The 11,918-nt window shown below is 66.1% G+C and carries 14 protein-coding genes; 12 read left to right on the forward strand and 2 right to left on the reverse strand.

Annotated elements, in window-relative coordinates:
- The first annotated feature begins 136 nt into the window (after positions 1-136).
- From def to C8C94_RS17630, 12 genes are all read left to right on the forward strand, one after another.
- Entirely contained in the window at positions 137-646 is a 510-nt protein-coding gene (def, locus tag C8C94_RS17575; RefSeq protein ID WP_121421624.1) for a peptide deformylase, read from the forward strand.
- Positions 647-669: 23 nt separating this feature from the next.
- On the forward strand, positions 670-1,161 hold the full coding sequence (locus C8C94_RS17580; RefSeq protein WP_121421625.1) for a hypothetical protein: 492 nt from the start codon (positions 670-672) through the stop codon (positions 1,159-1,161).
- 31 nt (positions 1,162-1,192) lie between these two features.
- A complete protein-coding gene (locus C8C94_RS17585; RefSeq protein ID WP_121421626.1) occupies positions 1,193-2,260 on the forward strand; it encodes a methionyl-tRNA formyltransferase in 1,068 nt (355 codons plus the stop codon).
- A complete protein-coding gene (locus C8C94_RS17590) occupies positions 2,257-3,081 on the forward strand; it encodes an AzlC family ABC transporter permease (protein WP_055400344.1) in 825 nt (274 codons plus the stop codon). The genes C8C94_RS17585 and C8C94_RS17590 overlap by 4 nt, the downstream gene beginning before the upstream one ends.
- Positions 3,081-3,419, forward strand: a complete 339-nt coding sequence (locus C8C94_RS17595; protein WP_121421627.1) for an AzlD domain-containing protein — start codon at positions 3,081-3,083, stop codon at positions 3,417-3,419. Before C8C94_RS17590 ends, C8C94_RS17595 begins: the two co-directional genes overlap by 1 nt.
- 238 nt (positions 3,420-3,657) lie before the next feature.
- Positions 3,658-4,857 (forward strand): phosphoglycerate kinase, encoded by a 1,200-nt coding sequence (locus C8C94_RS17600; RefSeq protein WP_121421628.1) that lies wholly within the window; start codon positions 3,658-3,660, stop codon positions 4,855-4,857.
- Between the two features lie 209 nt (positions 4,858-5,066).
- A complete protein-coding gene (locus C8C94_RS17605) occupies positions 5,067-5,756 on the forward strand; it encodes a hypothetical protein (RefSeq protein WP_055400342.1) in 690 nt (229 codons plus the stop codon).
- Complete coding sequence (locus tag C8C94_RS17610; RefSeq protein ID WP_055400340.1) at positions 5,753-6,310, forward strand: FlgO family outer membrane protein; 558 nt, start codon at positions 5,753-5,755, stop codon at positions 6,308-6,310. The genes C8C94_RS17605 and C8C94_RS17610 overlap by 4 nt, the downstream gene beginning before the upstream one ends.
- Positions 6,311-6,501: 191 nt before the next feature.
- Positions 6,502-7,329 carry an orotidine-5'-phosphate decarboxylase gene (gene pyrF, locus C8C94_RS17615; RefSeq protein ID WP_055400338.1) on the forward strand — a complete coding sequence of 276 codons (828 nt, stop codon included), beginning with the start codon at positions 6,502-6,504 and terminating at the stop codon, positions 7,327-7,329.
- Between the two features lie 56 nt (positions 7,330-7,385).
- Positions 7,386-8,282 carry a LysR family transcriptional regulator gene (locus C8C94_RS17620; protein ID WP_121421629.1) on the forward strand — a complete coding sequence of 299 codons (897 nt, stop codon included), beginning with the start codon at positions 7,386-7,388 and terminating at the stop codon, positions 8,280-8,282.
- Between the two features lie 125 nt (positions 8,283-8,407).
- Positions 8,408-9,382: a tripartite tricarboxylate transporter substrate binding protein gene (locus C8C94_RS17625; protein WP_121421630.1), complete on the forward strand. Its 975-nt coding sequence runs from the start codon at positions 8,408-8,410 to the stop codon at positions 9,380-9,382.
- Complete coding sequence (locus tag C8C94_RS17630; protein ID WP_121421631.1) at positions 9,379-10,383, forward strand: succinylglutamate desuccinylase/aspartoacylase family protein; 1,005 nt, start codon at positions 9,379-9,381, stop codon at positions 10,381-10,383. The genes C8C94_RS17625 and C8C94_RS17630 overlap by 4 nt, the downstream gene beginning before the upstream one ends.
- 119 nt (positions 10,384-10,502) lie before the next feature.
- On the opposite strand, the gene C8C94_RS17635 is transcribed toward C8C94_RS17630, so the two are convergent.
- A complete protein-coding gene (locus tag C8C94_RS17635) occupies positions 10,503-11,477 on the reverse strand; it encodes an EamA family transporter (RefSeq protein WP_228897157.1) in 975 nt (324 codons plus the stop codon).
- Positions 11,474-11,914, reverse strand: coding sequence for an acyl-CoA thioesterase (locus C8C94_RS17640; RefSeq protein WP_055400328.1), 441 nt, complete (start codon positions 11,912-11,914; stop codon positions 11,474-11,476). The genes C8C94_RS17635 and C8C94_RS17640 overlap by 4 nt, the downstream gene beginning before the upstream one ends.
- Positions 11,915-11,918: the final 4 nt, after the last annotated feature.

Below are 11,918 nucleotides of genomic sequence, written 5' to 3' on the forward strand. Positions count from 1 at the left end.
CGCGCAGCCGGGCAAATACGTTACAAAGCTTCTTAGATTCTCTGCTCAAGCCCTTGATTCGGCAACGATTATTGGCTGGCGGCGCTGCAGCAGGCCTTAAAAGTGGCGAAAATAGCGACATCTCTTGGCAGCTTTCATGGCAATCCTTCCCATTCTCTGTTACCCGGACCCCCGGCTTCACAAGGTTGCACGCCCCATTGCGGCGGTGGACGACCGCATCCGGACGCTGGTCTCCGACATGCTGGCCACCATGTACGACGCCCATGGCATTGGCCTGGCCGCCACCCAGGTGGACGTGCACGAGCGCCTGGTGGTCATCGACGTTTCTGAGGAACGCAACCAGCCGCTGGTGCTCATCAACCCCGAACTGGTCTGGACCAGTGCCGAAAAGCACCTCAACGAAGAAGGTTGCCTCTCGGTACCCGGCATCTATGACGGCGTTGAACGCTTCGATGCCGTGCATGTGCGGGCACTGGACGCCCAGGGCCAGTCCCGCGTCATTGAGGCCGATGGCCTTCTGGCGGTGTGCATCCAGCACGAGATGGACCATCTCATGGGCAAGGTGTTTGTGGAATACCTCTCCCCACTCAAGCGCAACCGCATCAAGACCAAGATGGTCAAGCAGCAGCGGGGGGCGCGCGAGTGACCGGTCCGGCGCTCTGCACCCACATGGGTGGCGGAGTGCTGGCGCGCCTGGCGCTTCTTGTGCTGGCGGTGCAAATTTCGGGCTGTGCGCTGCCAGCCCGCGAAAAAGCCGGCGCGCTGCGCGCCGAGGTGGTTGCCCGTCTGGGGCCGCCCACCGCCTCCTTCCCTTTGCCAAGCGGCGAGCGGCTCCTGTACTCCGAGCTGCCCGCGGGGTTTGCAGCCTACAACCTGGATTTCGACGCCCGCGGCAGGCTGGTGCGCAACGAGCAGGTGCTGACGCAGGCGCGCTTTGAGAACCTTCCCGTGGGCGTATGGACCGCCGCCGATGTGCAGCGCACCTTTGGCGCGCCTTTGCGCGTGGAGCGTGTGGCGCGGTTCGAGGGCGACATCTGGACCTACCGCTTCCGCCAGAACTCCGACCCGCGCCTTGCCCACGTCCACCTGGACCGCCAGGGCGTGGTTCGGCTGGTCATGTTCACGGACGAGCTTCCCCATTTTGACAACGCGCGCGACTGAGTGCGTACTTACCTCCTGACAACGGTTTCCCATGAGAGTCATTTTTGCCGGCACGCCCGAATTTGCCCGCGTGGCGCTGGAGCGGCTGCTGGCCGCAGGGTTCACGGTGCCCCTGGTCCTGACCCAGCCCGACCGCCCCGCGGGGCGCGGCATGAAGCTGCAGGCCTCCCCCGTCAAGCAATGCGCGCTGGAGCATGGCATCGCCGTCGCGCAGCCCCGCAGCCTGCGCCTGGACGGCAAGTACCCCGATGATGCGGCCGCCGCCCGCGATGCCTTGTTGGCTGCGCGGGCCGACGTGATGGTGGTGGCCGCCTATGGCCTCATCCTGCCCCAGTGGGTGCTGGATTCCATGAGCGCCGCACGGCCGCCCGAAGGCGCGAAGGCCCCCTCGGGGGGCAGCGAACCACGCGCAGCGGGAAGCGTGGGGGCGCGTTTGGGATGCCTCAACATCCACGCCAGCCTGCTGCCGCGCTGGCGCGGCGCCGCGCCCATCCATCGCGCCATCGAGGCCGGGGATGCAGAAACCGGCGTCACCATCATGCAGATGGATGCCGGCCTGGATACCGGCGACATGCTGCTGATGGAGCGGCTGGCCATTGCGCCCACAGACACCACCGCCACCCTGCACGACCGGCTGGCCGCGCTCGGGGGCCGCATGATCGTGGAGGCTCTGGAACTGGCCGCCTGTGGAGGGCTGAAGGCCGTGCCCCAGCCCGCCGAGGGCATCACCTACGCCCACAAGATCGAAAAGGCCGAGAGCACCATCGACTGGTCGCTGCCCGCCACGGTGATCGGCCAGCGTATTCGGGCGTTTGACCCGTTCCCCGGAGCCAGCACCGAATGCGCGGGGGAAACGATCAAAGTGTGGAGTTATGAAATTGATAGCAATAAATCGAATACGGATAAGCGACAGGGCCAAATTTTGTCGGTAAATGGTGACGGAGTGACGGTCGCCTGCGGCGAAGGCACGCTGCGCCTGACCACCTTGCAGCGGGCGGGGGGCAAGCGGCTCGCAGCGGCCGATTTCTTGCGGGGCTTTGACCTGCAGCCCGGCATGGTGCTGGGCGCTGCGCCCACCACCGCCGCGACACCGGCATGAGCCGCCGGGCCGCCATCGGCAACACACTGCGCCACCCCTCCTTTCGCGTGGCCGCTGTCGACATGGCGGGCACGGCCGTGGGCATCGGGGCCTGGGGCCTGGTCACCGGAGTGGTCATGGTCAAGAGCGGGCTGCCCGTTGGGATGGCCATCTTCATGTCGCTGGTGGTGTATGCCGGCAGCGCGCAGCTGGCGGTCATCCCTTTGATGGCGGTGGGCGCACCGCTGTGGGTGGTCTGGCTCACGGCGAGCTGTGTGAACCTGCGTTTTGTGATCTTCAGCAGTATGTGGCGCAGCTACTTCGCGCACCTGCCGCTGCGCCAGCGCCTGGCGGTGGGCTATTTCAGCGGCGATGTGATCTACGTGGCCTTCATGAAGCGCTTTCCGGAGCCGCGCCCCCAACCCGAGCAGGTGCCGTATTTCTGGGGCGCGGCCAGCACCAACTGGCTGGCCTGGCAGGTGCCGTCCATCGCTGGCATCCTGCTGGCCAATGCCGTGCCGCTGTCCTGGGGCTTGGGGTTTGCGGGCGTGCTGGCGCTGCTGGGTGTGCTGCTGTCGCTGCTGTTCGACCGGGCCACCTGGCTGGCCACCGGTGTCGCCGCCACGGCTGCGATTGCCGCGTTTGCACTGCCGCTCAAGCTCAACATCCTGGTGGCCATTGCGGCAGCGGTGGCTGCGGGCCTCTTGATGGAAGCAGTGGACCGCCGCCGCCACAAGCCCGAACTGGTCCTGCTGCCCGCCGACAGCGTGCTGCCCCCTGAAGAACGCGAGCAGGTTGAGGCGGGCGATGTGGTGCCACTGCGCGAGGAGCGCCATCCATGATGAACGACTGGTCCTGGATCGAACCCGCCATCGCCATCTTCGGCCTGGCCGTGATCACGGTGGTGTCGCGGTCGTTCTTCATGATCCCCGAGCGCGAGCTGCCCCTGCCCGACTGGCTCAAGCGCGGGCTCAAGTACGCACCGCTGGCCGCCCTCACCGCCGTGATCGCGCCCGAGATCCTGATGACCCAGGGCGAACTCATCGGCACGTTCATGGACGCGCGCATCCCTGCCGTCCTGTGTGCCACTGCCTACTACTTCTGGCGGCGCGGCATCCTGGGCACCATCGTGGTTGGTATGGTGGTGTACCTGCCGCTGCACATCGGCTGGAATTGGTAGAAGAGCACCCCCTGAGCCGTGTGCGTCAGTGCCGCCGCCAGAGGCGGTGGCTCTTCGGTGCAGTCCAAGCCTGCGCAGGCAGGCTTGGAGCCGCTGCCCCTCAGCCCCCAGGTGGACGACTCCAGTGGCCTGGCAGAGCCAGTTCCACGGGTGCACTGGCACGGGCGCGGGAGCCGCATGGGCTTCGCTCACTAAAATGACAGCCCTCAAGAGCCCGATTCAATCCACCCCTCCCGCCATGAACATCCTCCGCTTTTCCGATCTGTGCGCCCAAGGCAAGGCCCAAGGCCAGCGCGTTTTCATCCGTGCCGACCTGAACGTTCCCCAGGACGATGCTGGCCGCATCACCGAAGACACCCGCATCCGCGCATCGATCCCCTGCATCCGCATGGCGCTGGACTCCGGAGCGGCCGTCATGGTGACCAGCCACCTGGGCCGGCCGACCGAAGGCGAATTCAAGCCCGAGGACTCGCTGGCCCCCGTGGCCGCACGCCTGGCCGAGCTGCTGGGCCGCGATGTTCCGCTGGTCTCGAACTGGGTGGACGGCGTCACCGTTGCCCCTGGCCAGGTCGTGCTGCTGGAAAACTGCCGCCTGAACGTGGGCGAGAAAAAGAACAAGGAAGACCTGGCCCGCAAGATGGCTGCGCTTTGCGACATCTTCGTGAACGACGCCTTTGGCACCGCCCACCGCGCCGAAGGCACGACCTACGGCATCGCACAATTCGCCCCCATTGCCTGCGCCGGCCCGCTGCTGTCGGCCGAGATCGACGCCCTGACCAAGGCCCTGGCCCATCCCCAGCGCCCGCTGGCTGCCATCGTGGCGGGCTCCAAGGTCTCGACCAAGCTGACCATCCTCAAGAGCCTGGCCGACAAGGTGGACCAGCTCATCGTGGGCGGCGGCATTGCCAACACCTTCATGCTGGCGGCGGGCCTGCCCATCGGCAAAAGCCTGGCCGAACCCGACCTGCTGGACGAAGCGCGCGCCGTGATCGCCGCCATGAAAGCGCGCGGCGCCGAAGTGCCGATCCCCACCGATGTGGTTACCGCCAAGGCCTTTGCCGCCGATGCCCCAGCGACCGTCAAGGCAGCCAAGGACGTGGCCGAGGACGATCTGATCCTGGACATCGGCCCCGAAACCGCCGCCCGCCTGGCCACCCAGCTCAAGTCCGCAGGCACCATCGTCTGGAACGGCCCGGTGGGCGTGTTTGAATTCGCGGCCTTTGAAAACGGCACCCGCGAGATTGCCAAGGCCATTGCCGAATCCCCCGCGTTCAGCATTGCAGGCGGTGGCGACACCCTGGCGGCCATCGCCAAATACGGCATCGAAAAACAGGTGGGCTATATCTCCACCGGCGGCGGCGCCTTTCTGGAAGTGCTGGAAGGCAAGACGCTGCCCGCGTTCGAAATCCTCGAAAAACGCTTCGTTACCATCGTTTGAAATTTGTTACACGCGCCGGTACAAGCAAATGCAGCCACGCGTAAGCAGGCACGCCAATCTGTGACCAAAAACAACGAATTGCGTGTGTCTGGGCGCAGTTACCTCAATTTTTTCTTGTTTTTGTTGAGTATCGCGCCCAGAATTATTTTTCAATCGCGTGGGATGTATCTGTTCATGTCCCCGCCTCTCAAAGTCCGTAGGAGGGAATCATGAAATTTTCAAAGGCAGTCAGCTTGGCGGTATTGGCCGGCGCTGTGGCTACTTTGGCGGGATGTGCTTATCGTTCGCCCATTCCCCTGGCGGAGAACTTTGAGCTGACGGTACAACCCAAGGTCCGCTCGGCGGGCCACTGGGAACTGGTCTCGAACGACGTGGTGGCGCAAACCCTCAGCACGCTCGACAAGACCGGCATGGCCCCTGGCACGCAATTGCATGTCGCGCTGCCCCCCAACCCGAGCGCATTCGATCTGGCATTCCGTGATTTCCTGATCACCAAGCTCGTGCAAAGCGGTGCGCCTGTTTTGCAGGATCCTGGCCAGGCACTCAACGTGACGTACAACACGCAGGTGGTGCGTCACAACAGCCCCCGCCCCCACTTCATTCCTGGCCAGTTCACGATGATCGCTGCGGGCCTGATGGCGGCCTACGGCCTGCGTCACGAGCACCTGGATCTTCAACTGCTGGCCGCACTGGGTGCCACGTCGCTGGCTGACTACGGCGCTAGCATCAACTCGGGCGGCCCCACCAACACCGAGCTGATCCTGACCACCACGGTCACACGCGGTGGCCAGTATGTGGCCCGCAAGACCGATGTGTACTACCTCGAGAACGCGGACACGCCGCTGTTCATGCGTCCGTCGTACTACAAGAACGTCAATATGAAGGTAGTTTCGCAATGAAAACCGCAGCACTTCTGACCGCGCTGGCCGCAGCAGCTTTGCTGGCCGGCTGTGCCAACAATGGCGCGCCCACGCGCACCGATCCGACCTACCAGGAAGCCGCCAACAACCAGTTCCTGACCAGCAGCCGCGATGCCGTGGCCAAGCTGACCGCCGGTTTCGACCTGAGCGCTGCAGGCAGCGGCCCCGTCCTGGTGGCCACCGTGGTCAACGTGAACGACCTGAGCCGCTCGGCCCCTCTGGGCCGCACGCTGTCCGAGCAATACGCCTCGCACATGGCGGCCAGCGGTTTCAACGTGAAGGAAATCAAGCTGCGCGGCGACGTGTTCGTGCGCGAAGGTGCTGGCGAGTTGCTGCTGTCCCGCGAAATCAAGGATATCGCCCGCAGCCACAATGCCTCGCTGGTGCTGGTGGGCACCTACTCGGCCGCTGCCAATTTCACCTACGTGAGCCTCAAGCTCGTGCGCACGGAAGACAGCCGCATCATCCGAGGTCACGACTACGCACTGCCCAACGACCGGGATGTGCAGCGCCTGCTGGCGGTACCGCGCTGAGTGAATGCGAATTCGGTAGGGGTGCTCCCGCTGCGTACGGGGACTCCCGAACCACCCCCAAAAAGGCCGTCTCGACGGCCTTTTTTGTTGCCCACTGCGGGCTCGTGACCACACCCCGGAGTCCTCTGCGCCGCAGCGGTGGGCAGAAAACCGTGCGGCGGTGCTTGTCACCCCACCTAAAATCACGCCCCATGACCTTCACCGACATGCTGCGCGACGCCACGGCGCAAAACAACTCCCTGCTGTGCGTGGGCCTGGACCCGGAGCCCACGCGGTTTCCTGCGGGAATGCAGGGCGATGCGCACAAGATCTATGACTTCTGCGCCGCCATCGTGGACGCCACGGCCGATCTGGTGTGTGCCTTCAAGCCACAGATCGCCTACTTTGCCGCCCACGGCGCCGAAGACCAGCTCGAACGCCTGATGCAGCACATGCGCGCCAACGCGCCGCATGTGCCGGTGATCCTGGATGCCAAGCGCGGCGACATTGGCTCCACGGCCGAGCAGTACGCCAAGGAGGCCTTCGAGCGCTACGGTGCCGATGCGGTCACGCTGTCGCCCTTCATGGGCTTCGACTCCATCGAGCCCTACCTGGCCTACCACGGCAAGGGCGCCTTTTTGCTGTGCCGCACCTCCAACCCGGGCGGCGACGACCTGCAGACCCAGCGCCTGGCCAGCGTCGAGGGCCAGCCGCTCATGTATGAGCATGTGGCACGGCTGGCGCAAGGCCCCTGGAACAAGAACGGCCAGCTGGGCTTGGTGGTGGGTGCCACCTACCCACAGGAGATCGAGCGCGTGCGTGCCATTGCGCCCACACTGCCGCTGCTGATCCCTGGCGTGGGCGCCCAGGGTGGCGACGCCGCTGCCACCGTGCGCGCCGGGCTGCGCGATGGCGGGCCGATCATCGTGAACTCGTCGCGATCCATCCTGTACGCATCCAAGGGCGACGACTTTGCAGCGGCGGCGCGCACCGAGGCCCAGCGCACCCGCGCGGTGCTCGAAGCAGCCCGCGCGCGCTGACACCCCACTTTCAGCTCCGACAACCTTCGCGCCCCAGCTGCACCCGGATCACACCCATGCAGCTCAAGTGGCTCGAAGACTTCATCGTGCTGGCGCAGGAGCGCAGCTACACGCGGGCAGCCGAGCTGCGGCATGTCACGCACCCCGCCTTTGGCCGCCGCATCCGCGCGCTGGAGGCCTGGGCGGGTACGCCGCTGGTGGAGCGCGGTGGCGGCCCCGTCACCCTGACGCCTGCCGGGCAGAGCTTTCTGGAAACTGCGGGCCACATGGCGCGCAGCTTGGCGCAGTCGCATGAGGAGCTGCAGAGCCTGGCCGGGCGGCAGGCCCGCACCGTGACGCTGGCCACCGGCCGCACGCTGGCACGCACGGTGGTGGCCGACTGGCTGGTGCGGCTGCAGCCCATTTTGCAAAACGCCGAGCTGTGCATACGCACCCGCGCCCTGGCAGACACCGTGGCCCTGCTGGAGAGGGGTGAAGCCGACTTCTCGCTCGTGTACCACCACCCGGCGCTGGCGATACGGCTGGATGCGCGCCAGTTCATGCATGTCACGGTGGCGTCCGACCGGCTGGTGCCCATTTCGCGGGCGACGGCACAAGGGCAGGCGCTGCACCGCTTCGGGCACGACCACCTGCCCGTGCCCTACCTGGCCTATGCCCCCCAGCTCGCGCTGGGGCGGCTGGTGGAAGACCATCTGTCCCAGAACCCGCATGCGCCCCGGCTGCAGCGGGTGGTGGAGTGCGACTCGGCCGACGCGCACTACGAATACGTGCAAAAAGGCCTGGGCGTGGCGTGGCTGCCCTGGTCCATGGTGCACGCCGATTGCCAGGCCAAACGGCTCGCGCCTGCGGGCGATGCGCGCATGGAAGTGCGTTTCGACGTGCGCCTGTACCGACCCAAACGCCGACTCGGCCCCGTGGCCGAAGCGCTCTGGAAAGCCCTGGCGCAGCGTTGACCACCCCAGGGTTTGCCCGAGGGGGCAGAACCCATTTGGCACACCTCGGTGCCATTTCAGCACCACAGACGTGTGCCCGCCTTTTCACAATGGCTCCACCCACAAGAACTTCACTGGAGCCCCGCATGCAAAACACTCCCTCCCTGCGCCGCACCGCCTTGCTGTGTGGCATGGCCCTCTTGGCGGCCCCTGCGTTCGCACAGGATGTGTATCCCTCCAAACCCATCACCATTGTGGTGGGCTACCCACCCGGCGGCAGCACCGACCTGACCGGCCGCAACGTGGCCCTGGAGCTGAGTGCCAAGCTGGGCGTACCGGTGGTGATTGAAAACATCGGCGGCGCAGGCGGCGCGATTGGTGCACAGAAGGTGGCGAGCAGCGCACCCGACGGCTACACCTTTCTGGTGGGCGCCAGCAACGAGATTGCCATCAACAAGCTGGTGACCAAGAAGGTGAAGTACGACGTGAAGGACTTCACCGCCATCGGCCTCATCGCCTCGCAACCGCTGGTGCTGGTGGCATCCACCGGCGCGGGCGTGAAGAACCTGGCCGAGTTCACGCAGAAGGTGTCCAAGAACCCGGGCAAGTTCAGCTACGGCAGTTCGGGCGTGGGCACCTCGCTGCACCTGGCGGGCGAGATGGTCAAGGAGCAGGGCAAGCTCTTCATGACGCACATCCCTTACCGGGGCGTCGCGCCGCTCACCAACGACCTCATGGGCAACAACCTGGAATACGGCGTGTTCGTGCTCTCCAGCGGCCTGCCACACATCAAGAGCGGCAAGGTGATCGCCCTGGGCACCACCGAAGCCAAACGCTCCGCCGCCACACCGGACATCCCGGCCCTGGCCGAAACCCCGCAGTACAAGAACGTGGACATTGGCGTGTGGTTTGCGCTGATGGGCCCGGCCAACCTGCCCAAGCCGGTGTTCGACAAGGTGAAGAAGGCGCTGAACGACACCCTGCAGTCGCCCGAGTTCAAGAAGAAGATGGAAGCCAGCGGCTCCACCGTGGCTGCGACCACGGTCAACATCGACCAGTTCCTGGCGGCCGAAGTCGCCAAGTACAAGAAGATTGTGGAATTCGCCAAGATCGAAGAATGAGCAGCAGCACCGCCCCCCAAAACACGGCCGTTCCACCGCTGGCCTTCGAGCTGCCCGCGCCCGACATCACCGCCTGGCGCGTTGGCAACACCGGCACCGAAGGCGTCTGGCATTTCGACTCGGGCGAACCCGGCCGCCACGTGATGGTCAGCGCGCTGGTGCATGGCAACGAGCTGTGCGGCGCCTGGGCCTTGAAGGGCCTGCTCGAAGCGGGCGTGCGGCCGCAGCAGGGCACGCTCACGCTGGCGTTCTGCAACCTCGATGCGTTCGACCGGTTTGACGCGAGCAACCACGACGCCTCGCGCTTCACCGACGAAGACCTCAACCGCCAATGGCTGGACGAGCGCATCAACGCAGCCGATACCAACGAGCGCCGCCGCGCCGCCGCGCTGCGCCCGTTTGTGGCGCAGGCCGACTGGCTGCTCGACATCCACTCGATGCACGAGCCCTCGGCCCCGCTGCTGCTCACCGGCATCCAGCCGCGCAACCTGGAGCTGGCGCGGGCCATGCGCTCGCCCGAGCACATCGTGGTGGATGCGGGCCACAAGGACGGCGTGCGCATGCGCGACTACGGCCGGTTTGGCGCGCTGGAGGACCACAACGGCAACAGCACCCGTTCGCTGCTCATTGAATGTGGCTTCCATGGCGACCCGGCCAGCCGCGTCGTGGCGCAGGACCAGTGCGTGCGCTTCATCGAACAGTCCGGCGCCCTGAGCGCCGACGCCCTGGCGCAGCAACTGCCCGGCTGGCGCCTGCCCGATGCGCCCCGCCAGTGGGCGCTGGAGGTGACCGGCCCCGTGGTGGCCACCAGCAGCGCCTTCCGCTTTGTGGCGCCCTACACGGGGCTGGAGCTGTTTGAAAAGGCTGGCACCGTGATTGGCGACAACGACGGTGTGCCGGTGACCACGCCGTATGACAACTGCGTGCTGGTGATGCCGTCGGTGCGCCAGGCGCGCGCGGGCGTGACGGTGGTGCGGTTCGCGCGGCGCAGGGCGCTGTAAGCGCTTAGCAACAGCTCAGTAGCGGCGCAACAGGCGCACTGCAGAGGCGGTGGGTGGCAGGAGCCCCCGCCTCTTCCTATTCAGATACTATAAATTTAATAGCTTCTAGCGCTTATCTATCAAGCGCTAGAGGCCATTTTTGCTTGTATTTTTGGCCCCAGCACCACACAGGCCAGAGCTGCCACCACCAGCACAATCCCCGCCCACTGCCAGGGCGCCACTCCCTCGTCCAGCAGCAGCCAGCCTGCGGTGAGCCCCACCACCGGCACCGCCAGGCTGAAGGGGGCCACGCGGTTGGCAGGGTAGCGCTGCAGCAGGTTGGTCCACAGCGCATAGCCAACAATGGTGGCCGCCCAGCCCAGGTAGGCCACAGCCGCCCACGACAGCAAGGGCACGTCCGCCAGCGTTTGCCACTGCAGCCAGCGTGCGGCGTCAGGGTCGAACACGGCAGACAGCGCCACAAAAGGCAGCACCGGCACCAGGCTGCTCCAGATCACAAACGCCAGCGGATCAAACCCCGGGCTTTGCTGCTGCGCCAGGCGCGCCACGATGTTGGACGAGGCCCACATGGCAGCGCCGCACAGCGTCAGCAGCAAACCGGCCAGCGTGGTGGCCGCCGCCACACCCACCCCGGAGCCCGGCCCCACGTAGTTCATCGCAAAACACACCAGCCCCAGCGCGGCCAGCACCATGCCCCACCGCAAGGGCAACCCCGGCCGCTCGCGCAGCAGTGCAAAGCCGAACAGCGCGGTGAAGAACACCTGCGTCTGCAGCAGCACACTGGCCAGCCCGGCCGTCATGCCCACCTTGAGCCCGACAAACAGAAAACCGAACTGCCCCACGCCCTGGAACAGCCCGAACAACAGCACCCAGCGCCAGTGCATGCGCGGCGGGCGCACCAGCAGCACCAGCGGCAAGGCGGCACACAGGTAGCGCGCGGCGCCCAGCTGAAAGGGGCTGAAGCTGCGCAGCCCCCATTTCATCGCAACGAAGTTGACGCCCCACAGAACCACCACCACCAGGGCGGCCAGCAGGTCGCGCGCACGCAGCGGGCCACCTACCGGGCCTGGAGGGCCGGATACAGGCGCCGTCACTGCGCAGCCCGCGCAGCGTCAATGTGTGCCTTCACCCGCTGGGCCAGGGCCATGTCGCCGGGGGTTTCGGGGCTCCATTTGTCGATGGCACGGGGCTGCTCGTCGGCATCCACGGCGGTGTAGACCGCTACGCAGTGCAGCACCTCTTGCAGCGGCTCGCCATGGATGCCACCGCTGCGCACCTCCACGGCCAGGTGCATGGCGGTGTCGGTGGTGGACGCCAGGCGCGCATGCACCTCCACCAGATCCCCCGGGCGAATGGGGTGCACAAAATGCGCGCCGCCCACAAACTCGGTGATGCACGGCCCCTTGGCCCAGGCGCTGGCGCAGGCAAAGCCGGCCTCGTCCACCCAGCGCAGCACGGTGCCACCGGGCACACGGCCGGCCTGGGGCAGGGTGCTTTGCGACGCCAGGAAACGCAGGGTGATCGATTGCATGCCA

Source organism: Acidovorax sp. 94, assembly GCF_003634645.1.
In the GTDB taxonomy this organism is placed as follows: domain Bacteria; phylum Pseudomonadota; class Gammaproteobacteria; order Burkholderiales; family Burkholderiaceae_C; genus Acidovorax; species Acidovorax facilis.

Coding starts and splice junctions, on each gene's coding strand:
- pyrF (WP_055400338.1), top strand. CDS start 6,502: ATGACCTTCACCGACATGCTGCGCGACGCCACGGCGCAAAACAACTCC.
- C8C94_RS17640 (WP_055400328.1), bottom strand. CDS start 11,914: ATGCAATCGATCACCCTGCGTTTCCTGGCGTCGCAAAGCACCCTGCCC.
- C8C94_RS17590 (WP_055400344.1), top strand. CDS start 2,257: ATGAGCCGCCGGGCCGCCATCGGCAACACACTGCGCCACCCCTCCTTT.
- C8C94_RS17610 (WP_055400340.1), top strand. CDS start 5,753: ATGAAAACCGCAGCACTTCTGACCGCGCTGGCCGCAGCAGCTTTGCTG.
- C8C94_RS17585 (WP_121421626.1), top strand. CDS start 1,193: ATGAGAGTCATTTTTGCCGGCACGCCCGAATTTGCCCGCGTGGCGCTG.
- C8C94_RS17580 (WP_121421625.1), top strand. CDS start 670: ATGGGTGGCGGAGTGCTGGCGCGCCTGGCGCTTCTTGTGCTGGCGGTG.
- C8C94_RS17620 (WP_121421629.1), top strand. CDS start 7,386: ATGCAGCTCAAGTGGCTCGAAGACTTCATCGTGCTGGCGCAGGAGCGC.
- C8C94_RS17595 (WP_121421627.1), top strand. CDS start 3,081: ATGAACGACTGGTCCTGGATCGAACCCGCCATCGCCATCTTCGGCCTG.
- C8C94_RS17630 (WP_121421631.1), top strand. CDS start 9,379: ATGAGCAGCAGCACCGCCCCCCAAAACACGGCCGTTCCACCGCTGGCC.
- C8C94_RS17600 (WP_121421628.1), top strand. CDS start 3,658: ATGAACATCCTCCGCTTTTCCGATCTGTGCGCCCAAGGCAAGGCCCAA.
- C8C94_RS17605 (WP_055400342.1), top strand. CDS start 5,067: ATGAAATTTTCAAAGGCAGTCAGCTTGGCGGTATTGGCCGGCGCTGTG.
- def (WP_121421624.1), top strand. CDS start 137: ATGGCAATCCTTCCCATTCTCTGTTACCCGGACCCCCGGCTTCACAAG.
- C8C94_RS17625 (WP_121421630.1), top strand. CDS start 8,408: ATGCAAAACACTCCCTCCCTGCGCCGCACCGCCTTGCTGTGTGGCATG.